This is a genomic window from Limnohabitans sp. INBF003, assembly GCF_055396645.1.
The window spans coordinates 3,221,160-3,244,137 of the sequence record NZ_AP029222.1 but is presented as its reverse complement, the minus strand read 5'-3'; the positions used below and the strand labels follow the sequence as shown (position 1 = coordinate 3,244,137).

General features: G+C 57.8%; 22 protein-coding genes. 9 read left to right on the top strand and 13 right to left on the bottom strand.

Annotation, left to right across the window (positions count from 1 at the left end):
• The first annotated feature begins 42 nt into the window (after positions 1–42).
• On the top strand, positions 43–657 hold the full coding sequence (locus ACZ5VE_RS15160) for a glutathione S-transferase N-terminal domain-containing protein (RefSeq protein WP_464455943.1): 615 nt from the start codon (positions 43–45) through the stop codon (positions 655–657).
• A 99-nt stretch (positions 658–756) separates the two neighbouring features.
• Here ACZ5VE_RS15160 and ACZ5VE_RS15155 read toward each other — a convergent pair whose 3' ends face one another.
• Genes ACZ5VE_RS15155 through ACZ5VE_RS15140 form a run of 4 tightly spaced genes read right to left on the bottom strand, consistent with a single transcriptional unit; the run spans position 757 to position 5,887 of the window.
• Positions 757–1,434, bottom strand: coding sequence for a hypothetical protein (locus ACZ5VE_RS15155; RefSeq protein WP_464455942.1), 678 nt, complete (start codon positions 1,432–1,434; stop codon positions 757–759).
• Between the two features lie 10 nt (positions 1,435–1,444).
• Entirely contained in the window at positions 1,445–3,646 is a 2,202-nt protein-coding gene (locus ACZ5VE_RS15150; protein ID WP_464455941.1) for a hypothetical protein, read from the bottom strand.
• Positions 3,647–3,665: 19 nt separating this feature from the next.
• Entirely contained in the window at positions 3,666–5,354 is a 1,689-nt protein-coding gene (locus ACZ5VE_RS15145) for a hypothetical protein (protein ID WP_464455940.1), read from the bottom strand.
• Positions 5,355–5,365: 11 nt separating this feature from the next.
• A complete protein-coding gene (locus tag ACZ5VE_RS15140) occupies positions 5,366–5,887 on the bottom strand; it encodes a hypothetical protein (RefSeq protein WP_464455939.1) in 522 nt (173 codons plus the stop codon).
• Positions 5,888–6,135: 248 nt separating this feature from the next.
• Between ACZ5VE_RS15140 and ACZ5VE_RS15135 the strand changes: the two genes are divergently transcribed.
• The 6 genes from ACZ5VE_RS15135 to ACZ5VE_RS15110 are packed head-to-tail and all read left to right on the top strand — an operon-like array spanning position 6,136 to position 13,097.
• Positions 6,136–7,977, top strand: coding sequence for an FtsW/RodA/SpoVE family cell cycle protein (locus ACZ5VE_RS15135; RefSeq protein ID WP_464455938.1), 1,842 nt, complete (start codon positions 6,136–6,138; stop codon positions 7,975–7,977).
• On the top strand, positions 7,974–9,866 hold the full coding sequence (locus tag ACZ5VE_RS15130; protein ID WP_464455937.1) for a hypothetical protein: 1,893 nt from the start codon (positions 7,974–7,976) through the stop codon (positions 9,864–9,866). The genes ACZ5VE_RS15135 and ACZ5VE_RS15130 overlap by 4 nt, the downstream gene beginning before the upstream one ends.
• On the top strand, positions 9,863–10,147 hold the full coding sequence (locus ACZ5VE_RS15125) for a hypothetical protein (RefSeq protein ID WP_464455936.1): 285 nt from the start codon (positions 9,863–9,865) through the stop codon (positions 10,145–10,147). Before ACZ5VE_RS15130 ends, ACZ5VE_RS15125 begins: the two co-directional genes overlap by 4 nt.
• Positions 10,134–11,153 carry a hypothetical protein gene (locus ACZ5VE_RS15120; RefSeq protein WP_464455935.1) on the top strand — a complete coding sequence of 340 codons (1,020 nt, stop codon included), beginning with the start codon at positions 10,134–10,136 and terminating at the stop codon, positions 11,151–11,153. The genes ACZ5VE_RS15125 and ACZ5VE_RS15120 overlap by 14 nt, the downstream gene beginning before the upstream one ends.
• Positions 11,150–11,836: a hypothetical protein gene (locus tag ACZ5VE_RS15115; RefSeq protein ID WP_464455934.1), complete on the top strand. Its 687-nt coding sequence runs from the start codon at positions 11,150–11,152 to the stop codon at positions 11,834–11,836. Before ACZ5VE_RS15120 ends, ACZ5VE_RS15115 begins: the two co-directional genes overlap by 4 nt.
• The gene (locus ACZ5VE_RS15110; RefSeq protein ID WP_464455933.1) at positions 11,829–13,097 is read left to right on the top strand and encodes a BUD32 family EKC/KEOPS complex subunit; all 1,269 of its coding nucleotides are present in this window, start codon (positions 11,829–11,831) and stop codon (positions 13,095–13,097) included. Before ACZ5VE_RS15115 ends, ACZ5VE_RS15110 begins: the two co-directional genes overlap by 8 nt.
• Here ACZ5VE_RS15110 and ACZ5VE_RS15105 read toward each other — a convergent pair.
• From ACZ5VE_RS15105 to ACZ5VE_RS15065, 9 genes are all read right to left on the bottom strand, one after another.
• On the bottom strand, positions 13,091–13,525 hold the full coding sequence (locus tag ACZ5VE_RS15105) for a nuclear transport factor 2 family protein (RefSeq protein WP_464455932.1): 435 nt from the start codon (positions 13,523–13,525) through the stop codon (positions 13,091–13,093). The genes ACZ5VE_RS15110 and ACZ5VE_RS15105 overlap by 7 nt on opposite strands.
• 22 nt (positions 13,526–13,547) lie before the next feature.
• Entirely contained in the window at positions 13,548–14,318 is a 771-nt protein-coding gene (locus ACZ5VE_RS15100) for an SDR family NAD(P)-dependent oxidoreductase (RefSeq protein WP_464457513.1), read from the bottom strand.
• A gap of 122 nt (positions 14,319–14,440) precedes the next feature.
• Entirely contained in the window at positions 14,441–15,034 is a 594-nt protein-coding gene (locus ACZ5VE_RS15095) for a DUF3833 domain-containing protein (RefSeq protein WP_464455931.1), read from the bottom strand.
• Between the two features lie 33 nt (positions 15,035–15,067).
• The gene (locus ACZ5VE_RS15090) at positions 15,068–16,414 is read right to left on the bottom strand and encodes an MFS transporter (protein ID WP_464455930.1); all 1,347 of its coding nucleotides are present in this window, start codon (positions 16,412–16,414) and stop codon (positions 15,068–15,070) included.
• Positions 16,411–16,905 carry a chalcone isomerase family protein gene (locus ACZ5VE_RS15085; RefSeq protein WP_464455929.1) on the bottom strand — a complete coding sequence of 165 codons (495 nt, stop codon included), beginning with the start codon at positions 16,903–16,905 and terminating at the stop codon, positions 16,411–16,413. Before ACZ5VE_RS15085 ends, ACZ5VE_RS15090 begins: the two co-directional genes overlap by 4 nt.
• Before the next feature lie 125 nt (positions 16,906–17,030).
• On the bottom strand, positions 17,031–18,278 hold the full coding sequence (locus ACZ5VE_RS15080; protein ID WP_464455928.1) for a class I SAM-dependent methyltransferase: 1,248 nt from the start codon (positions 18,276–18,278) through the stop codon (positions 17,031–17,033).
• A 29-nt stretch (positions 18,279–18,307) separates the two neighbouring features.
• Positions 18,308–19,201, bottom strand: a complete 894-nt coding sequence (locus ACZ5VE_RS15075; protein ID WP_464455927.1) for a DUF1365 domain-containing protein — start codon at positions 19,199–19,201, stop codon at positions 18,308–18,310.
• Entirely contained in the window at positions 19,198–20,517 is a 1,320-nt protein-coding gene (locus ACZ5VE_RS15070) for an NAD(P)/FAD-dependent oxidoreductase (RefSeq protein ID WP_464457512.1), read from the bottom strand. The genes ACZ5VE_RS15075 and ACZ5VE_RS15070 overlap by 4 nt, the downstream gene beginning before the upstream one ends.
• Positions 20,518–20,537: 20 nt before the next feature.
• On the bottom strand, positions 20,538–21,146 hold the full coding sequence (locus ACZ5VE_RS15065; RefSeq protein WP_464455926.1) for a glutathione peroxidase: 609 nt from the start codon (positions 21,144–21,146) through the stop codon (positions 20,538–20,540).
• Between the two features lie 87 nt (positions 21,147–21,233).
• Here ACZ5VE_RS15065 and ACZ5VE_RS15060 point away from each other — a divergent pair, with 87 nt between their 5' ends.
• On the top strand, positions 21,234–21,416 hold the full coding sequence (locus ACZ5VE_RS15060) for a DUF2256 domain-containing protein (RefSeq protein ID WP_464455925.1): 183 nt from the start codon (positions 21,234–21,236) through the stop codon (positions 21,414–21,416).
• A complete protein-coding gene (locus ACZ5VE_RS15055; protein ID WP_464455924.1) occupies positions 21,413–22,951 on the top strand; it encodes a cryptochrome/photolyase family protein in 1,539 nt (512 codons plus the stop codon). The genes ACZ5VE_RS15060 and ACZ5VE_RS15055 overlap by 4 nt, the downstream gene beginning before the upstream one ends.
• The last annotated feature ends 27 nt before the right edge of the window (positions 22,952–22,978 follow it).

Below are 22,978 nucleotides of genomic sequence, written 5' to 3'. Positions count from 1 at the left end.
GCCTCTAGAATCAACAACCATTCAGTTCAGATATTTCCCTTTATGAAACTCATCGGCTCCGTCACCAGTCCCTATGTCCGCAAGGTGCGCATCGTCATGGCCGAGAAGAAGTTGGACTACCAGTTCGTGACGGAAAACGTGTGGTCAGATACCACCAGCATCCACGCATCCAACCCCTTGGGCAAAGTGCCCTGCCTGATCATGGAAGGGCACGAGGCCGTCTTTGACTCCCGCGTCATCGTGGAATACCTGGACACCTTGTCACCTGTGGGCAAACTGATTCCATCGGCTGGCCGTGAGCGCGCTGAAGTCAAAACCTGGGAAGCACTGGCCGATGGTCTGCTGGACGCGGCCCTGCTGGCACGCATGGAAGCGGTATGGACGAAACGCGAAGACAGCCAGCGCAGCCAAGCCTGGATTGACCGGCAGCTGGACAAAATTCAACACGCATTGGCCGCCATGAGTCACGGCTTGGGTGAGAAGACGTTCTGCTCAGGCATCCACCTGAGCCTGTCTGACATCGCCGTGGGTTGCGCTGTAGGTTATCTGGATTTCAGGTTCCCGCACATCGACTGGCGCACCCCTTACCCCAACCTGCACAAGCTTTACGACAAGCTGGCGCAGCGACCGAGCTTTATGGACAGTTTGCCGGGTTGAGCCCCCTGAGATTTCGAGACCCTGGCACAGCCATGAAAAAAGCCCAGTTCATGTGAGCTGGGCTTTTTGCTGTGGCCACCAAGGACCATGCGCATCCAATTACTCGGGCACGATCAGGTTTTTATCCGCCTCCAACTTGGAGTCGGCCGCTGGATTGCCTGGATCCACCTTCACATCGCGCATCAACTGCAAGCCAGTGGTCAAAATGCTGGGCATTTTGGGCAAGGCTGCGGCAAACACGGCCATGCCGTCCTTGACCGGCAAGGCTTTGGTGATGTTCATGGGGTTGCTGCCAACACCTTCCATGATCTTCTTGCCCTTGTCCATCATGGCGGGAATGCGCAACGAAGCGACGCCCACAGCGAAAATGGATTTCGCCACTTTTTGCTGCATCTCAGGAGCCATTTTTTCGACTTTTGCTTTGGCATCAGCCGACTTCAGCAATGTCTCAGCCACTGCAGCGGTGTCTTTGACCGCGGTACCTTGAATGCTGCCCTTTTCCTTAGGGTCTGTGGTTTTGTTCAGGTTGTCGGCCACTGCTTTGACGTTGGCAATTTGGGTCTTGTCGCCCAAAGCCGCCACAATTTGCAGCAGCGAGTAGCTGACCACTTCATTGATGGCCGAGGCATCGCGGTTGAACTCATCAGCCAAGGCACCAACGTCGCCGCCGCCACTGCTTTTGCCACCGCCGAGCATGCCGCCCAAACCGCCGAATTGCGCGTTCGCAGAAGACACTGCGCCAAGCGCAATGAACAACGCAATGATTTTGTTTTTCATAGGATTTCCTTTAGTTGAGTTTTGATTTGTGCTGGGCAATGCTGTTCAGCTGGTGTTCGTAGGCTTTGACGCCTACAAATTGGGAAAGCGCATCGGGTTTGATGTCTGCAAAATCAAACTTGGCACCAATGATGGATTCGCCAATCTTGTTGGCGCCTTCGTAAATTCGAACCACCGACCCGAGGCTGCCCGAGCCCGCGCACTTGTCAGCAGTGCAATCGTTTTTGACCAATTGCTGAAGTTCTTGGGCCACCACGCAATAGGGCGACTCCACGTTTTTGACCACGTCGGTGTTGCCAAAAAATCCGTCTCGCAAGGCCAACTGCACGCTGTCGAGGTAGGCAGCTGATGTTTCGTAAAGGTTGAATCCCTTGGCCTTGAAGGGGATGACGCGACCCACCACGCCTTCACCTAATGAGGGGTGCTTCAAACTGGGCGTCATCAGGAAGTGCCGCTTGCGTGTGTCGTCACACATCTTCAGTGGCTTATTGGTGGCATCCATAGATCCCAGCATGATCAAGTCGCTGTTGCGGACTTCGCCCTTGATGTCCAGCTTGTCAGTGTCTTGCGTGGGCTTGACCAATTGCGCTTGGCTGCTCGCCAGAGGCATCAAGATGGTGGCCTTCGATCCAGCCTTGAGTGGCCGGACAATCTTGGCTTGGTTGAACACGCTCAAAGGCAAGGGTTGCGCCAATGTGATGGCCCCACCTGACACGGCTTTGATGGCCAACGTTTTGGGCGCCACAGCAAAGCCCGTGAGCATGGATTGCATAGCACCCAAGGCCGCATTTTTCAAGTTGATTTCGTTGGCCTGGTTATTGTCCAAACCTTTGCCGCCCGTGCGGGTTAACTCATAGGGGTTGCTGCCGACAAAGACCTGGTTCACCACACTGGAGCGGTCCACCAGACTCAGAGTGACCGCATTGTTGAAAATGGACTTGGTGGTGGCGCCGCCCACACCTGTCGCCGTGAAAATGGGCGAGCTGTGTGCATCGAGTTTCAAGTAAAAGTCTGGGTTCGCACGAGGCTTGGTCGAGTTGTCTGCAAAACCATTCATGTCTTGAAACATGGTCGATTCGCAATTGGCTTCACCACGGATTTGGGTTTTGAGCCGCGAAAAGTCGGCATCGTGCTTGATCAGGTTGAAGGGGGCCTTGAACCCGATGTCATCAGCCACGATGGACAGCAATGCGTTGTCCTGTACCTGTTGATCGTTCAGATTCGCCCCTGTAGACGGTGTGTATTGAACCGCCAAAACAGATGGTTTGGCATCGTCTTTACCTTGCTTGGTGAAACTGAATGTCAGTTTTTCACCCTGACGCAGACGATTGGTTGCACGTTTGACTTCAGGCGTGAAATCACTGGCAACGGCCACTGTAATACCATTGCTGGCATATTCAACGGTCAATGCAAACTCTTCACCTTTGTCGTTGACGGGATAAAAGTCTTCGCCAGAAGAAAAGCCCACTTCGCTGCCGCTGTTGAAGATGAAGTAATTGGCGTCTCTGGCCGCCACGGTGATCTCGGACTGCTTGGGCGAAAAGCCTTTTGCTGCGGCGTCGACATGTCGCTGCACCATTTGAATGCCATCGGCCATGATGGCGGCTTTGAGCTTGGCAATGTTCTCGGGCTTGATGTCCCTCGTACCCGGCATGAAAAAGTCTTTCGTCAAGCGCTCCATGCTGCTGTAAATGGTTTCGCTTTTAGAGAAGACCACCGATGCACCGTTGAGCTTGACAAATCGCACTGTGTAAGTGATCGGGACCAAGACTTGGGTGAAATCATCGTAAGTGTTGAAGTACGTTGACAAACGGCTGATACCTATCGCAATCGCAAAGCTATCTTTGTAATTGACTGTAAAGCCTGGGCTGCACTGCGTTGTTTCGTAGGGTTGGTAGGCATATTTGCCAGACTTGCTGGTACGAATCTGGTTAGCCCCCACCACAGAGGTCGGAAACTGCTTAACCACACTATCTTTGAAATTTTTAATCAGCGCCTGTTGGGTGGCCTCATCAAAAAAGAGGTCGGCATATTTCTCATTGATCATGCCGCCATATTTAGGCCCAGTTTGCTCCGCTTTGATCGCTGATTGACTGATGCCCGTGATCCCGCCCACTGGGTAAACGTAGTACTGGAATTCAGCCGCAGCATGGGCACTGCAAAGCCAACCCGTACACAAAGCCAAAACAACTGCAATGCGGTTTGAGATCATGGCGTCAATCAAAAATAAGTTAGCGCAAATCGGCAGGGCAAGCTTGTTTGCCTTCAAGGCCAATGCAAATTCGGTTGCCGGGACGCGTCACGTAATCGGCCTTGTCCCAATTGAGCGAGTCAAGTACCTTGTTGATCGTGCTGTCCAGTGAACCTGCCATCTGCACGCTCACGGCCATGTAGTTGTCTCCGATCCTGGGCTCACTGGCCTGCAAACCATCAGTGGCTTTCAAACTTGTCTGGAACTTGTTGCGCTCTCCACGACCGAGTGAACTCGCGCTGTAAAGGTACAAGGTATAGACCGATCCACGTGAGGAGCGGGCATTCAATTCCTTGTTGGCCCTTTGGCCCAAGACTTTTGCCAAAGATGTGGCCAATGCAATACCGAGTCGCCCACGGCAATCCTGGTCACCGTTACCCACTGCAGCGGCCTGCAACGAGTCTTCAAAAAATATTTCATTACCTTCAATGAAACGCCCTTGCACAGCCAAGTTGCCGTTACATTGCGTCCCACTCGGTGTTGTACCCACAATCGTGTAATTGGCTTGGCCTGTCGCCCACACATCGGCCTCGATGCTTTTTTTCTGAATCAAGTCCACGAACTGGTTGATTCGTCCATTGTTCGTGATTTCAAAAATAGGAAGGATTCGACCGCCTTCAGCGCGCAAGTCGTTTTCTGCCACCAAGCGCAAGCCATTGTTTTGGAATTCACCACTCAAGCGCGATGCCAACACACGGTCTTGGGCACCCAAAGGTTTCGCATTGTTGAACTCGGGCATTTTGGTACGCACCGAATAGCTGACTTTGTCGTTTTGTTGCTGAACGTTTTTCTGATCTGTGCTGTACGCAGAAGCCGATGAGGCGCTCTGTGCACTTGCACTCTGGCTACGGTCACTGTAGGCGCGTGAAGAAGAAGCAGCGCCCGCATATTGAGAAGACTGAGCTGCTTGGTATTGCGTGCTCTGTGCCCCAGCGTATTGGCTGGAAGATGCCGCAGCAGCATTGCCATCACGGCCTTGGTAGGCAGCAGCAGAGTCACGACGCCCCGCCACGGCGGTATCTTGTCGCGCAGCAACAGCGGAAGACTGACGACCTGAGACCGCTACCGAATCACGTGATGCAAACGCAACATCATTTTTACGCGATGAAGCCGAAGAAGACGATGCACTCTGGCTTCCTGCTGCCTTGGCGCTGGTGTCAGAGAAAGAGCTCTTGTCGTGGGAGTATTGAACTTCCGTTTCAGTGGCTGTCTTGCCATCGTTGGCCGTCGCAACACCGATGAACTCGTCAATAGAGACCAAGATCTTGGCTGATTTGGCGGCAATATCGCCAGCGCCAATGCCCTTGTTGATGAGGTACTCTTTCAGTTTGGCAGATGCCACCGTGATGGTGGCTTTTCCGGACAAGACTTCGCCGTCGGCTGGATCCATCGAAATTTGAATCGAGTCCCCCAGCAACTCGACGAGTTCGGGCAATTTGGCCTCGACTTGGGGTGTCATCTTGATCGCAAAAGAGGCTTCCAGCAAATTCTTCACGGCTCTGATTTCGAGCTCTTCTTTCAACTTTCTTTTGAGAGAAGCAGGGCTGGCTCCCTTGGTGATTTGAATTTTTGTTTGTGTCGATGCAGTCACTGTTTGTGCTTGCGCCCATGAGCCTGCTGCCATAGACAGGACCAAGCCCGATGCCAATGCAATGATGTTCTTTTTCATGCTTTATCCAATCAGTTGGGAAGTTTGATCACAACATCGCCGGCACGGACCTCTGTGCCTTGGTTGTTCATCTTGATTTGTGTGTCCTCACTGGCTTTCACTTGGGTGTCAGAGCGTGAGGGTTTTGGGGGGCTGGAAACAGTACTGGCCTGGCCTGTGATCGTTTGCAAAAAACGAATGTCCGTGCGCATCGCACTGAAGGCCTCATCAGCCATCAAGGTGTCTGGCGCAAGATTCAAACTCCCCACCGCACGCGCCAAATAACGGAGTGCAGCATCTGTTTGACCTTGCATCGCAGCGGCGCGCGCTGCAGCCAACTCAAAGTGCCCACGCATCTCACCCGGTTTGTCCATGAAAGACTCGGCTTTGGCCAGCGCTTCTTTCAATTGCCCAGCCGCCGTCATGGTGTCAATCGACTTGAGCGCTTCTTCGGGGGACTGCGGCGCAATCAGTTCTGCCAATTGGCCACGGAGTTGGTCACAAGCGGACAAGCTGAACACCAGACAGCTCACGATCGAGAGTCGGATTGTCAATTTAATTATTTCAAGCAAGGTATTCCCTCAATTGTTGTTTTTAGATCTTACACTTTTATTGTTTGATAATTATACTTTTGACATTAAAAGCCACGAAATTGCCACATCATGGAATTTTGGCTTTATTGTTGTTTTTAAGCTGTTTGACGCATTGAAAGCGCAATGACTTCAGCCGCCGCACACAAACCGTCATGACGACTTTTCGTCACCCATGGCCATTACTGCTGGGATGTCTCCTGGCCATTGGCATGGGCGTCGCAACCCTGAGCTGGTTTCCCAAAGCGGTCGATTCACGTGAAATCGCGCTGTCTGCGGCGGTGGATTCTTGGGTTCGGCCCGCATCAATACCCCAACTGAGTGCCTCAGCGTTTTGCGAAATGTGGACGGGTCAACATCTCGCCCATGTCGATTGCCGCAGTGGTTACAACACCAGCACACTGACCCCTTCAGTGTCCGACCAAGCGCAAGCCAGTTGGACGCAAGCGCTTCAATCGGTTGAGCAAAGGCAAGCCGAACTGCGTTCGCTGCTCCAGCATCTGGAAAGTCTGCGCTTGAGTCAACCCATGCTGACTCAGCCGCTGTTTGCACTCCAGTTGCGGTTGGATCAATGGACCGAACGCTCAGCCCGAATGGAAAGCCAGACAAAAGATCACCCGGCTGAGAGATCGGCTTACGCCGACATGTTTCAACTTTTGCTGGAACAACAAGGCCAAAGCTACGACGCCACATCAGGCACCTTCAAAAAAATCAATTGGCACGTGGTTCGCGCAGCAGACAACCCCTCTGGCCTAAAAGGCCGAGCAGACACGCTGGCCAACTGCCTCGCATGGATGCCTTGGGCCGTGACACTGTGCACGGCCATGTTGGTGGGGCTGGGGTGGTGGCGAGCTCGCTGGTTGGGGTGGGGCTTGATGGCTGGCTACGCCGTCTTGACCTGGCTGGGTTTGTTCATCGCAGCAGATGCGTCGGTGCACTATGGTCAAGGTTCGAGCGTATTTCCACTGAACCCCCTGGGCAACCAATTGAGCCGTCAAATGCTTGTCGGTGGCGTGACGGCCTCCATCATGGCGACGGGTCTACTCCTCGCCCCCCGGATCGGTCAGATCATCTCGTTGGCGATGCGGCACTTGGGTGCAACCATGTTGACCCTGATCATCTTGATGGGTTGTGCGTATGCATGGCAAGGCCCCGCGTTGGGCTCAGAGGTGCTCAAACTCGGCATATCTGTGATGGCAGGCCTGCTCACCGCCGCTTTCGGCCGAAGTGTCCATGCAACGGCCCAAGTTGCACCTGCGGCATTGAGGCCATGGCGTTTGATGACCGCGTGGCGACGAAACGCGCTCGGCATCCAAGACCCTTTGGATGTGATCGCAGCACAGCTGAATCGGCCTTTGCTTCAGTTCACAGTATTTTGTGCTGTGGCCATTGGCGCAGCAGCACTGGTATTTCATGATCTTGGTGCGGCACTGGTAACCGCCATCGTGGCGGTCACCACGCTGTACATGGTTTTTGGTTCACGCCTTGCCGGTGCGGTTTTGCTCGTAGGCATGCTGATGGCCGCACTCATGAGTCAAACCGAAAAAGTTCAAGCTCGGATTGCGTTGATGATGGACCCCTTGAGCGCATCGGTCAGTGACTTTGCAAGGCTGCTGGCTTTTTCAAATGCCGCACATGAGCGTGGTTTCAACTTGGGGCAAATCGCATGGTGCAGCGGTGGTGGCGTCTGCATCCCTTTGCAAGCGCTCAGTGACTACATGCCTGTGGTCCTGAGCGGTGTTCTGGGTGCCCAAGGCAGCTTTGTATTTTTTCTGCTGTATCTCATGACCATGATGGCCTTGGCCGGATGGTTGATGCGGCAATTTTTGACCCGACAAGGCAACACACGTGCTTTATCTATGATGGCTTTTTTCATGCTGTGGGGCACCGCAACACAGACTGTGGTGACATTTCTGGGCAACTGGAGAATCATCCCCCTGACCGGCTTGGGAACACCGCTTTTGAGCATTGGCTTGTCATCGTCACTGGTGCCTGTTATCGCGCTCACGCTCACCATGGTGGTGCGTCATCGCATTCAGGAAACAAGGCCATGATCAAACCATACAGTCGGGTTCTGGCCGGTCGCGCACTCTGGATGGGCATGTGCATGCTGATGCTGCTGCTCAGCACAGCCTGGTGGCAGCAAAAACAGCCCCCTCCAATCGGTGACACCGTGTTCCGCCCCACCGATCGCATTGCACAAGTGCTTGCGGCCAGCAACAGTCTGGATGCGCAAAATCCTCAATCCCCACCGGGAAACAAGACGACGTCCCTGCCTTGCGAAGGTCGTTCGCTGGCGGTACTCCGAGTGCGCCTGATGTCCGGACTGGGATGGTCACAAGCACAAGCTGACGCACGTATTTTGCAGGCCGCGCAAGCCACCGACCACTGGACAGGTTGCAGCAGTTTTTTGCAAGCCTTCCAATGGGCCGTCACCTTGGCAGCGGCACCATCAGACACCCCCAGCGTGTCTGCACGCACGGTGGCGCAACAACTCTCTGAAGATGTCACGTGGACGAGGCACATGCCATGCTTCTTGGGCAAAGAGGGTGATCAGTTTGTCTTGCTGTCGGGTAACGCCATGAATTGCGGCAATCCACCTCAGCTCAAATCATTGGCCGCTTTATCGCAAGAATCCTCTTACCGCCAACTCGCCAGCGGCATCGCCAAGGCCTCCGCATTCTCTGCAGTCACCGGAAAACTCACCAGCACCGGACCTGCGACCCTGACCTTGAATGCTCAAATGCAGCAAAGGTTCGACCTTTGGACAGCATGTCTGCACAGCGCGACCTGTACCCAAGTACCTGCACTGCAAAAACTCCGTGATGTTTCAGTGGTCGTCATGGATGCGCAATCTGGCGCGACATTGGCGGCCTGGTGCTACGGTAAAGCCTGCAACAAAGCCAATGCCACGGGCCCCGGAGTCATGGGAGCCACCTTGCTGGAAGCACCTCCGGCGTCAACCGCCAAATTGTTGTTTGCCTTGAGCTTGGCAACCCATGAGCACATGGACCCACTGGTCTTGCAAAAACAAATCAAAACATCGGGACAAAATGACGGCAGCGTCAGCAAGCGCAACGAATGGTGGGAACGACAAGCCATTTGCGATGGGCAAAAAAACCAGCGCTGTTTCGTTCCAGCACGGACCCGGGCCATTTCGAACGCCTTCGGGTTCAACCTCAATTGCCAAGCCAAAGGGCCAGGTTGCGGGCGAGTCGGTCTGGTGTCTGCCGATGTGGCCAGCCTGGTCCCTGGCTTGATCGGCCGTCTGGCCATTGAGTCCGGTACCGATCGTGGCGTCAAAATGATGGACTGGGAACTTTACGACCGCATCCGCCAAGGCCAACAAAAAGCACCAAGGGACGCCGCGTACACCGAAACTTCACGCGCCATTCAAGCCGTTATCGGCGCTGGGGACTCACGCGTGAGCGCCATGGGCTTGGCGGTCGTGCCTATGCAGCTGTGGCGTTTGACGCAAAAAATGGCGCCTGTGCTCCCTTCTGTGATGTCCCCTCCTGCTGAATCAAGCTTGTTGCCAGGTACACCCGAAAAATGGTCGATGGCCGCCCTGACGGTCATGGGCGGCATGCGCAAGGCCGTCGAGCCTGCAGAGGTCGGTTGGCAAGGCGCAGGGACCATATCTGCCGCCTTCACGCGTGAAATGCAAAAACCCTGCACGGGTGAATGCGGCGTCTGGGGAAAAACAGGCACCGTGAGTCAAAAAGACCCGGGATTTGCAGGGACCAGTTTGTTCTCTGGTTTGGTGGACACCCGCGAATTGTCCAAGTGGCGAGGAGACTCTGACGCAGAAAAAACCCCACGCCAAATCCTGAGTATCGGGGTCATTGCGATTCCTGAAAAAGGCGCACCGCCACTGCATGCCGCCAGCCATTTGGCGATGGCTACAGTGAACCAGATCATGCTTCCCGCACGAGGTCCATGATGCGCAAATTCAGTTTTAACCCTGATGCACCTGCCTTGACCCAATTGCTTGCAGTGAGCCTCACCGTCTTGTCCACGCTGCGAGAACACCGCCACTTGTGCCTGTGCATACCTCATCAGGTTCACCAGCAACTGCACACCGCAGATTACGGCCGTGTTCTTTATGACCTGCTGTCAGCCGAATACACCGATCTGGAAACACGACTGGAAATTCGTGTTCATTCGAAACCTGATTTTTTGATCTTGTTCACACCGCCAGGAGCGCGCCATGAAATTTCGTGACATTTTTGGTTTTTCTTCTGCCGAAAAAGGCATCGAAAACCTGCACACCCGCGAAATGGATGCTTTTGCAGACAACGTGATTTTTGAACTCAAAACGCTCATCAGCAGCGCCATCACACGGGCACTCGAAGAGCGCGAGAGTCGCTACATGCGCAGCATTCTGGAAGAAAGTTTCTTCTCACTGGAAAGCCTCGTGATCAAAGCGATGGACGCGCAAACATCTCGCGAATTGGAAGAATTTTTATCCAACCACGAAAACATCAATCCGCAGTTTCGCTCTCAATTTTTCAGTCAAGTCGTCCAGCGTGAATACCGGTCAACACGAGGTGCATCGGTGCGGGTCTCTCCCGACTTGGTGCCCATCTTTGAAGTCAACCCCCAATCACTTGACACCGCGACCGAAGATGAATCCTTCATCCTTTCGCTGAAAGGCCGCAAAGTGCGTTTTGAAGTCCGCGCCGCGCTGGACGGCCCCACTCGAAAAACACCACCCACAATGCCCGAGACCATCATCACAACGCCCCGCGGCACAGCGATGAACCAAGCTTTGCGCAGTGGAACAAAAACCGCAGGATCGCGCGTTCAGATCACCCTTCACGACCAACACGGCAACACCGAAAAATCGGTGACTTTGCCTGCATTGCTTGGGCGCGAGACCGCCTCTGCCCAAGGCCTCGCTGTAGGGTCAGGCGTGGACATTGCCGGGACTTATGTTTCACGCAGGCAGCTGATCGTGTTTGAAGCATTGGGGCAAATCTATTGCTTTGTTCCCGCTGAGGCCAGCCTGACGTGCTCCACCGAGCAAGGTGAAGTGCTGCGACCCGACACACTGCACCGGATTGCGCCAGACTCGCCATTGCGCTTGCTGACGGGCGTCCCCATGGACACCCTCGTTGCGCCCGGTCAACGGGAGAACCGCGCCGAATACCCGCGCATCGAGATCAGTGCAGGCAGCCGTTCTGCAACTCACGCCGACGCCACACCACGCCCCAGAGCTGTTCGATGACGCCAACGTGCATCCTGGGCAAGGCGATCAACCACGGGCCTGACACCGGTTTGGGGTTTGACGCTTTCAGCGCATGCCCTGAGGAAGGCTTGTACGCACTGTGTGACGGTGCCAACAGTTGCCCTGACAGTGGTCAGGCTGCGCTGTGGCTCTGCCAGCAGATCACGGATGCCCAAGTGCCGAAAGACCAGCACCTGAACTTCGAGCCACTGGTTCGCGACTTGCACGAACACATGTTGGTGTCCTTCCCCAACACCGCAGCCACACTGGTGGGGCTTCATGTGGCCCCATGGGGCTTGCGGCTGGTGAGCGTGGGTGACAGCGAATTGACGGTTTACAAACGCGGCTGGTGGGGCAGGGGGCCTTGGCAAAAAAACCGCACCATGCCCAAAGATCTGGACACCGATGGACACCCCAGACAACTGGTCGCATCAGACGTGTTGGACACCGTGCACCAACTGGACTTGCCAGCTCAAGGAACTTGGCTGGCACTGATGATGTCTGACGGACCTGCACGGGTGTTGACGGCTTCAGTGCTGCAAAAAACACTCCAGAAAATCAGCCAGCGGACACCCTCGTCCGAAGACCTGGATTACCTCTGTCAGACATTGGCCAACGAGGCCTTGTCGTCAGGGTGTCAGGATGACGTCTCGGTGGCCATGCTGTGGATTCAGTATGGATAAAAAAATCCCCAAAATTTACCGAAAAACATTCGCCAACCGCTACGAGCTGTCCAGAGAACATCAAATTCTGGAATACCTGGGCCAGCGGCATGCACCGGTTCCCCCTGTGGTGCTCAGCCATGCGGAAATGGTCTATCTGGAGATGCACCATGGCGGCACAGATCTGCACCAGTGGTTGAACTCAGGATCGGTCACAGCGACCAAGACCATGCACGCGCTGGCAGGCGCGTTGTCTGCGCTCATTACCACGGCACAACTGGATGTCTGGCATGTTGACATTGCCTTGCGGAATTTTGTCATCCAGAACACCGTTCATGCTGCTGGTCCTCGCGTCTGGTTGATTGACTTTGGCAATGCCATTTGCCCCCACTTTGCTTTGCAAAAACCGCTCTGGATGCTGCCCAACCATGACCAGCACCCCTTGCTGCAAACCGCATTGGCTCAGGATTGGAAAGACTTTTGCAAACGCCATCAATTGCCCGAGCCCACCGACTGGCAAAGCCCCTTCGACGTTCCTCAAAAAATTTACCAGGACGATTGGACCCAAGGCTTGCAGGTCGAAAAATTGCCGCTGAAATGGTGTCTTATGGCCCATGGTGCAGGGCAAATGCTGTTGCGCGCATCACGCATGCAGCCATCCTTGCTCACTGAATGGCAGGCTTCGTTTTCTGAATTGCTGAACTTGCACAAGGAAGAAGACGCTCGCGCGTTGTTGCAACAATGCCTTGGCCGTTTGCAACATGCTTGCACCACGCCAAAACCCACCGACAAGCAAACAACACCCAGACCCAGAGCACAAGCCTCCTTGCCTGTGCCCGCGCGCATCGCAGATGGGGTCTGCTCCGAAGAAGTCATCACCACGTCCAAAGTACAGAAGCCTCAGTCGGTGCAGACCGCCTCACATCACGGATGGACGGTGGCTGTTTCTGCCATTTTTTTAGGCGTGGGGTGGTGGGCTCTGGACGTTGGCTACAGCGTCCAGCGGCAACCGGTGACACGGCTCACACTGGCAACACTGCTGTGTGTGCTGCTTTTTTCTGTCGTCGGGCTGGCAGGCTGTCTAAAGCGGAAAAACAAGGTTCGCTGGCTGACCCTTGCCATGCGACTGCATGTCTTTGGACAATGGACCTTGCTGTTCGAGCTCTGGATTTTCGGCATGCCATTGAGCAAATTGTGTTGGCTCGGTTTGGCACCCAGTTTAGCGATGGCCGCTCTTGCGCGGCGGTCCATCAAGCATCAACACCAACAAAGCCCTCATTGATTGGCCCTGGCCTTGAGCCAACGCATCACGCCACCCAGCACCGGTAATTTTTCATACAACTCTTCGGCCGCATCCCAGTAGTCACGGTGCAGGCTCACCAAGCCTTGTTCGTTGAACACCACATGGCTGCCACCCCGGACGGTTTGCAAGGTGGTGGTGTCAAAACGCTTGAAGCGAAAACGGAACTCCCAAGTCAAAAAGGCCTGCGCACCATCGACCAGCTGACCGGTGATGACGAAGTGCGGCTGGTCGAGTGCCACGTACATGTGGCGAAAAATGCGCTCGATCTCGGGCAGGCCTTTCACCTCATTGAACGGGTCTTTGAAGCTGGCTTGCGCGTCATAGAGCATGTGCAGTTGCGACACACTTGAGGGTGAGAGTTTTTCAAAAAATACCGCCAAATTTTTCGTCATTTGTCGCGTGTTCATGGTCAATTTTTCCATACAAAAATCACAAACCCGTCAACTTGCGCACGAGCGGGAAATACAGCCGATAGGGCAACAGGCGCAGCAGCTTGAGCCACAAGGTAAAGCGTTTGGGAAAGTGGATGTCGAACTGACCGCTGGCCCAGCCTTTGAGCATTTGACGCGCCGCTTCTGCCGGACTGATGAGGGCGGGCATGGTGAACTGGTTTTGGGCCGTGAGTGGCGTGGCCACAAAACCGGGGTTGACCACACTCACACCGATGCCATGGTCTTGCAGGTCCATGTAGAGCGTCTCGGCCAAGTGGGTGAGGGCCGCCTTGGTGGGGCCATAGGCCAGGCCATTGGGCAGGCCACGCCACCCGGCCACGCTGCTGAGCAGGCTGATGTGCCCGCTTTGGCGTGCCAGCATGCCGGGCAGCACCGCGTCGATGACCTGAAGTGCGCCTTGGTAGTTGACCTTGTCATGCTGCAACAAGTCATCCAGGTCCATGGCGGTGGCGCGTTGGGCGCGGTAATAGCCAGCCGCATACACCACCATGTCGAGCGGACCTTCGGCCAGCAGGACGCAAGCCGTGGCCTGCACCTGGGCTGCATTGCTCACGTCCAGCGCACGCCACTGAACGCCCGCATCCTGCGCGGCCCAGTCTTGCACGCCTTGCGCATGGCGGGCCGACACCACCACTTGCGCACCGGCGGCACGCAGCGCTTGCGCACAGGCCAGGCCGATGCCCGTTGAGGCCCCCACCAACCAGACCCGGCGCCCTTGCCAGTCGGTGATGGGTGTGTTCAGCTGCAGCCAGCGGCGGGTCTGCGCTTGCGGGGAAGCGGCGATACCCTGCGGCCCCGCTTTGGGCATGGTCATGTCTGTCGATGGCGCGACTGCAGCGGCAGAACCGGAAGATGCGGTATTCATGTGAATCAACCCGACTTGGCCGCCAGCGGCGTGCGGCGTGTGAACGACAAAGTGACCTCGCCCAGCTTGACGCCCCACTTGCTCATGGTGGCCTTGTTGAGCATGACGCGGTCGTCCATCAGGTACATCCAGTCGTCAAAATCGACGTGCCAGACACGGCCATCGACCGGCAGCGCCAGCGTGTAGCCCCAGCGGAACGCATTGCCACTGACCTGGCCCGTGGCCTCGCCCACCACATCGTCGGCACGGCCGGTGTAGCTGCCGTTGGGCCCTGCCTTGAGCAGCCAGACGCGATGTTGCTTTGTGCCGTCCGAGTACACAAAGGCCTCGTCCAGCACGCCTTCGTCGCCATTCCAACTGCAGTCCATGACCACGGTGAAGCGCTTGACGACCTGACCACTGCGGTCGGTGAACACGCCCCAGGCGTCGATGGTGCCGTTGAAATAGGTGCGCAGGTCCAGTTGCGGTTTTTCCTGCGCGTAAGTTTGCACCTGCGGCCCGGCACAACTGGCCAGAAACGGCGTGGTCACGACCGCAGACAAAGCGCCGAGGCGGGTCAGGGCGGTGCGGCGGTGGATCAAGGGGTTGTTTGGGCTCATGGTGGGCTCCCGTTGTCGTGTGTCAAAGCGGCTTCATGCCGAAAGGGGGGTCGAAGGATCGATCGAAGAATGAGCAGCATCAGGCCCCAAAATCAAATCGGGCCGGCGCATCAAGCCCAGATACAAAGCCAGTCCGGCCAGCAGCTTGAGCAGGCAAGGCAGCAGGCCATAAGCCAAGCCCAACGCCAGCACCGCATCGGCACCTTGCTGGCCCGGGGCGTAACCCCACAGACCCAGCAAGGGCAGCGACAGCCCAGCGGCCAAAGCCAAATTGAGTTTGGTGGCCAGATTCCACCAGCCCATGAACGCGCCGTCGGTGCGGCCGCGCTCGCCACAGCGGTCAATCAGCTGGTTGAGCAGGGCACCGGGCACCGTCAGGTCTGCTCCCAGCGCCATGCCCGACAAGGCGCACACCACCAAAAAGCCCGTCGTGTCGCCTGCGCCCAGCGTGACCACGCTGACAAAGGCCAGCACCGACAAGGCCATGCCCGTGGCCCAGGTGTGCAGCAGGCCGATGCGGTCGATCACCTGGAGCCACAACGGAAACGACAACGCCCCGGCGGCGAAATACAAACCCAAAAACAAGGGCTCCATGGCCTTGGGGGCTTGCAACAGGTCTTGCACAAAAAACAGCACCAGCGTGGCGGGCACAGCACTGGCCAAACCGTTGAGTATGAACACCAGCAACAGGCGGCGAAAGCCCGCGTGTTGCCACGGCTGCCAAAGGCTGCCTGCCGCATGGCCTTGAGGCGCGACCCCATCCAATGCCAAGGCGCTGCATGCCATGCGCTGCCAGGTGAACAAGCCCAGCGCCAGCATGAGCACCAGCAAAGCGGTGGTCAACGCCCAACCCCACAGTGCAGGCAAGGCCGAGGCCAACAACACACCCACCAGCGCAAAGCCTTCGCGCCAGGCGACCCAGCGGCTTTGCGCCATGCCGCCACCGCCTTGCCGGGCCGCCCAGGCTTGGTGCAAGATGCACAAGCCGCTGTAGGCCAAGTGACTCAGCGTGAGCGCTGCGCCCACCCACACCAGCAAAGCCGTGGGCGACAAGGCCGCTGCAGGCGGAAAAAACAAAGCCGCAAAACCCAACGCCACGGCCAGCGCCAGCAGCACCGCCGCTACCCACACCGCCCGCCAAGAATGGCGATAAAGCCGGTCACCCCAGCGGCCCAGCCAAGGGTCCACCACCGCGTCGATGCCGCGGCTGAGCAAGAGCACTGCGCCCAAAGCGGCCAGCGGCACGCCGTATTGCTGGGCATACAGGTTGGGCAAATGCACATACACCGGCAAGGCCACAAAAGCCAAGGGCAAGCCCAGCAGACCGTAAGCCGCTGCGGTCTGGCGCAGCACGGTGGGCAAAGGCAGTGCGGCGCTCATGGCGGCAAACCCTGCAACAGCTGGGCGCGCATCTTGGGCTCGGAGCTGCGTTCATCCAGCCAGATGCCAAAAAACAAACGCGCAAAAGCCAGGTCATTGACCGCCCCCACACGCTGGCCGTTGACCCAGAACTCGGCCCCCACGCCCGGCAGGTTCACACCGGTGATGCGTTCGCCCGCACTCACATTGGGAAACAACTCGCGCATGGCGGCTAGCCAGCTTTGCGCCTGGGCATCGCTGAAGTTGCCCACGCGCCGCATTTCGTCGATCGAGCGGCTGGCGATGGCCGAACCTTCCAGGCGGCGCAGGTATTGCAGCTCCAGCGCAAACGAATGCTGCGCATACTGGCCATGCCGAAAACCCACAGGCGTCCACAGCCGCGCGTCGTACACCTCGAAGCCCCAGACCCGCAGACGCACAGGCGCCGTCGGCATCACGCCGCTCAAGGCGGCCACTTCGGGGCGCACATAGGCAACATGGGGGCTGAGCACGTTGTTGGCCTGGGCTTGCGCAGCCCCGTGCAACGCAGCGAAAAGGACAACACACCCAACGCCCCACCCACGCCATGGTTGAGATCGAGATGCACCGGTCTTTTTCGACAGCGTCTGCATGCGCATCAGTCCGGTTTGGCCAAGGTGAACTGCACCACGTCGATGTTGGCCTCGTCGAAAGCGGCTTCGCAGTACGCCAGGTAAAAGGCCCACAGGCGAATGAAGCGTTCGTCAAATTTCAAGGTCCGCACGGTATCGAGTTGCGCCATGAAGCTCTCGCGCCAGCGGCGCAGGGTTTCAGCGTAATCGGGGCCGAAGTTCAGCTCATCGACCACTTGCAAGCCCGCAGCTTGTGCCTGTTTGCGGAACTCACTGGGGCTGGGCAGGCAGCCGCCCGGAAAAATGTACTGCTGGATAAAGTCGGTGGAATGCACATAGCGCTCAAACAGCGCGTCGTCGATGGTGATGCTCTGGATGCAGGCACGGCCACCGGGTTTGAGCAAACGGCTCACCGTCTGAAAGTAGGTGGGCCAGTATTCCTGGCCCACGGCCTCGATCATCTCGATCGAGCAGATCGCATCATACGGCCCATCGTCGATGTCACGGTAATCCTGCAAACGCAAGTCTGCGCGTTGCTGCACACCGTGCGATTGCATGCGGGCCTGGGCAAAAGCCAATTGCTCAGTGGACAAGGTCACGCCCGTGATGTGCGCAGCAAACTCGGTGGTCGCGGCCTCGGCCAATGCGCCCCAGCCACAGCCGATCTCCAGCACGCGGTCACCCGGTTGAGCATTGACCATGCGCAAGGCGCGGCGCACCTTGGCCTTTTGGGCATCGGCCATGGGCTGGGTTTTGTCGCCGTCGAACCAGGCCGACGAATAGTTCATCGTGCCATCGAGCCACAACTCGTAAAACGCGTTGCCCAGGTCGTAGTGCGCGTGGATGTTTTTGCGGCTGTTGCTGCGGTTGTTGCGGTTGAGCAGGTGCTTGACGCGGTAAACCAGACGCCCGAGCCAGTGGCCGTAAATCGCACCCTCGATCTGCGTGCGGTTGGCGATCAACAGGCGCAGCAGCGCGGCCAGATCGGGCGTGTCCCAGTCGCCGGCCATGTAGCCTTCGGCAAAGCCGATGTCGCCCGACTTGAGCACCTCGGCACAGACCGACCAGCGGTGAATGTGCAGGGCCGCAAACGGGGCCTCGTGCGTGCCAAACACCTGAAAATTGCCATCGGGCGCATGCAGGGTGAGCGTGCCGATTTTCAGGCGGGCAAGCAGGCCCAGCAAACGCGCAGCCGCTTTGGGCAAACTGGTCTGCGGGATCTGCGCTGCGGCGCTGGAAGCGCCCAAAGCAGTGGCAGTGTCAACGGTCTTCATCGTGGTGGGCATCCGGTGGGGTCCAGTGTTCATCGGGTCACAAAATCGCGGGGCGGTTCGGGCTTGTGCCAGAACGGCACTTTTTTCAACCAAAGCAAGAGCGCGTGCCAGTGGATGCGCGCCACCACACCCAATGTGAGCAGCGGAAAGCGCCACATCACGCGGCGCAAAGCGGCTGCGGTGGCGGGCTCGAGCGCGCCACTCCAACTGGTGTCAATCAAAGGGCCGTCGTCGTCGGCATGGTCCACACGCGCCACGATGCGGTCTTGCCCTTGGTGCTGCGTGCGCATGAAGCGAAAACGGTATTCGCCTTGCACATCGCAAAAAGGCGAGACATGGAAAACCTTGTTGGCCAGGATCGTTTGGCCGTATTGCGGCTCGGGCAGCAGGTAGCAGTGGCGCTCACCAAAGGTGTTGTTCACCTCGGCCACGATGGCGGCCAGGCTGCCATCGGCGCGGTGCGCGTACCAAAAGCTCACGGGCTTGAAAGCATGGCCCAGCACACGGGGAAAGGCCTGGAGCCAGACTTCGCCTGTGGCGTCCTGGATGCCTTCTTTTTGCAGCAGTTCGTCCAGCCATGCCAGCGCCCCGCCATTTTCAGCCGGTCGGCCATCGCCGTGATCAGCATCGTGAAAGGCCAACCAGGCTGGGCGGTTGATGGCCAAGGCGGTCGGTTCACATTCGCGAGCAGGGGCTCGCTCCCACAAGGCCTCCCGGTCAGTGGAGGACTCAAGCTTGCGCAAAGGGTTTTGTGTGGGAGCGAGCCCCTGCTCGCGAATGCCTGCAGCCGCCAAGCTGCGCATCGGCAACATCAAAAACGCCGTCGGATAAGCGAAGGCGTGGTGCGCCGGGCGATGCCGCGTGTGCCGCACCTGCCCCCAGCCAATGAGCGCGGTGTTGGCATGAACCGGGGTGGGTGTCATGCCGCCAGCTTGTCCTGAACAGGGCTGGCCTGTTCGTGGATGAGTTTGAGCAGGGCTCGGCCCACTTGCAGGCCCGACTTGAGGCCGTCTTCGTGGAAACCGTAACCCGTCCAGGCCCCGGCATACCAAGTGTGCTGTTGGCCTTGCAGCAGGGGCAGCTTCTTTTGCGCCTCGATGGCGGCCAAATCAAACACCGGGTGCGCGTAGTCGTATTCACCCACGATGGAGACTGGGTCAATGGCCTGCAGCGGGTTGAGCGAAACCACCACGGGCTGGGCAAACGGGATGCGCTGCAGCCGGTTGAGCAAGTAATGCAGGCACACCCGCGAAGACTCGCGCTCGCTGCTGGCGGCGCGTTCGTAGTTCCATGCAGCCCAGGTCTTGGGGTTGGCAGGCAGCACACTGGCGTCGGTGTGCAGCACGGCGCGGTTGTCCTGGTAGCGGATGGCACCCAACAAGCTGCGCTCGTACGTGCTGGGCTCGCGCAGCAAACTCAAAGCCTGATCGGTGTGGGTGGCGATGACCACTTGGTCAAAGCGCTCGGCATGGCCGTCGGTGATGACACGCACGCCTTGTGCATCGCGCTCGATCAGTCGCACTGGGGTATTCAGGCGCTTGTCGTGCACGCCCGCCAAGATTTTCTCGACGTAGTGACGGGCACCGCCCACCACACTGAACCACTGTGGGCGGTTGGTCACCTGAATCAAACCGTGGTTGTGGCAAAACCGGATCATGGTCGCCACCGGAAACTGCAGCATCTGGTCGGTGGGGCAGCTCCAGATGCAGCCCAACATGGGCAGGAAATACCAGTCACGAAACGGCTCGCTGAATTTGTGCGTTTTCAAAAATTCGCTCAGCGGTTGCTGCAGCTCTTTGTCGCGCTGCTCTTTGGCGATGCGGGTGCACAGCGCGTTGAAGCGCATCACATCGGCCAACATGCGCCAAAAGCGCGGGTTGACCAGATTGGCGCGCTGCGCGAACACGCTGTTCAGGTCGGTGCCGCTCCACTCCAATGTTTTGCCATTCAGCGCCCCCGGCACCTGCACCGAAAACGACATGTCCGACGGCGCGGTCTCCACGCCCAGCTCGGCAAACAGGTTGATCAGATTGGGGTAGGTGCGTTCGTTGAACACCAAAAAGCCGGTGTCCACGCCGTGCGTGACCGGGCCCTGCGGCGTGGGCAGCGTCACGTCCACCGTGTGGGTGTGGCCGCCGAAATAATCGCCCGCCTCGAACACGGTGATGTCGGCGTGGTCTTTCAGGGTGTGGGCCACGGCCAGGCCGGAAATGCCCGAACCCACGACGGCCAGTTTCATTCGAGGCTTCATGACGGGACTCATGGTTGGGCTTTCAGGGCTTTGTCGATGGCAGAGAGCAAGGTTCTGCTTTCCGGTCCGGTCATGCTGCTGTATTGGTCAATGACCTTGCCATCGCGGCCGATCAGGTATTTGTGAAAGTTCCAGCGCGGCTTTTGGCCGGTTTGCGCGGTGAGCTGTTTGAACCGGGGCGCTGCGCCATCGCCTGTGACCTGGGTTTTGGTGAACATCGGGAACTTCACGCCGAAGGTGCTTTCACAAAAGTCGGCAATCTCTTTGTTGCTGCCTTTTTCCTGCGCAAAATCGTTGGACGGAAAGCCCAGCACCACCAAGCCCTGGTCCTTGTATTTGGCGTTCAGCGCTTCCAGCCCTTTGTATTGAGAGGTGAAGCCACAAAAACTGGCGGTGTTGACCACCAGCACCACCTTGCCCGCGTACTGGCACAGCGACTGCGGCTTTTCGTCTTGCAAACGCTCAAACGTGTGGTTGAGGAGCGCTGGACAAGCCGCGTTGTTGTGACTTGTTGAGGGGTTGCCGGCATGCGCCGCTTCCAAGGCCAAGCCCAACGCGGCGGCCACCAAGGCCATGGCAAGGCGACCGACCCAATGATTAACCCAGGAGTGATTCATTTGCACTTCAAAATTCATTTTGTGACTGAACAGTTTAAACTCGTTTGTGTGCATTGTCACGCCGCCGCCTTTTCATTGGAGAACTGCATGCCCAAACCCTCGGGTTTTAAAGGGAACAAACAGGATTTGCCGCAAAAACCTTGCGCCGTCTGTGGCCGCGCCATGAGCTGGCGCAAAAGCTGGGCCAAGAACTGGGACAGCGTGTTGTACTGCAGCGACCGTTGCAGGGCCGCCAAAAACACCACCACCACGGCCAAAGCACCCACATGACCCGACACCTGATTTTGATTCTGGGCGACCAACTTGGCTGGGACAACCCCGCGCTCAATGGTTTTGACCCGGCACAAGACCGACTTTTGATGATCGAGGCCGACAGCGAGGCGGGCGAGGTCTGGAACCACCAAGCCCGCATCGCCCTGTTTTTGTCAGGCATGCGGCACTTTGCCAACGAGGCCCACCGCCGCCGCTGGCCGTGTACTTACATGAAGGTGGACGACCCGAGTCTGCTTGGTGACTTTGCCGGACGCCTGACCCACGCTTTGAACACCCACAGGCCCCAAGCCCTGGTGGTGATGGAACCCGGCGCTTGGCGCATGGAGCAGCTGATCGAAGACGCTGCCGAACAGACCAGCACGCTGCTGCGTTGGGTGAACGACACCCACTTTTTGTGCAGCCGCGCCGAATTTGCCAAGTGGGCGGGCGACAAAAAAGAGCTGCGCATGGAGTTCTTTTACCGCGAGATGCGCAAACGCCATGGCATCTTGATGGAAGGCAAAGAGCCCACCGGGGGCCAATGGAACTTTGACGCCGAGAACCGCAAAGGCTTTGGTGCCAAAGGCCCGGGCCCTGTGCCGCCGCCTGCGCGCTTTGCGCCCGACCGCGTCACGCAAGACGTGATCACCCTGGTGCGCGAGCGCTTTGGCCACCACCCCGGCACGCTGGACCACTTCGCTTGGGCCCTGACCCGCGAAGACGCGCTCGTGGCCTTGCAGCACTTCATCGACCAGCGACTGGAAAACTTCGGTGCCTGGCAAGACGCGATGTGGACCACGCTGCCCTTTGGCTGGCACGCGCTGGTGGCCAGCAGCCTGAACTTGCACCTGCTCCATCCGCGTGAAGTCATCGTGGCGGCTGAGCAGGCTTATCACGAACGGGGCTTGCCCCTGGCCAGCGTGGAAGGCTTCATCCGCCAGGTGCTGGGCTGGCGCGAGTTCATTCGCGGCGTGTATTGGCTGGACATGCCGCACATGGCCGAAACCAACCACTACGGCCACACCCGCGACCTGCCCAAGTGGTACTGGACGGGCGACACCCACATGGCCTGCATGCAAGCGACCATCGGCCAGAGCCTGCAACACGGCTACGCACACCACATCCAGCGGCTCATGGTCACCGGGCAATTTGCGGTGCTGGCCGGGCTATCACCACAGCAGGTGAGCGCCTGGTACCGCGCCATGTATGTCGATGCGGTGGAGTGGGTCGAAACGCCCAACACCTTGGGCATGGCCCTGCACGCCAACGGCGGGCGCTTCACCAGCAAACCCTATGTGGCCAGCGGGCAATACATCAGCCGCATGAGCAACTACTGCAAAGGCTGCCGCTACCAGCCCGAGGTGCGCACCGGCCCCAACGCCTGCCCCATGACCACCTTGTATTGGGATTTTTTGATCCGCCACGAAAAAGACTTTGCAGGCAACCCACGCACCGCGCTCATGGTCAAGCATGTGGGAAAAATGAGCGACGACGACAAGGCCCGGATACGGACACAGGCAAATGCCACGCGCGAGGGATTGGAAGGGGCATGAACAAGCCCTTGCCATTCCTTCTAGGGC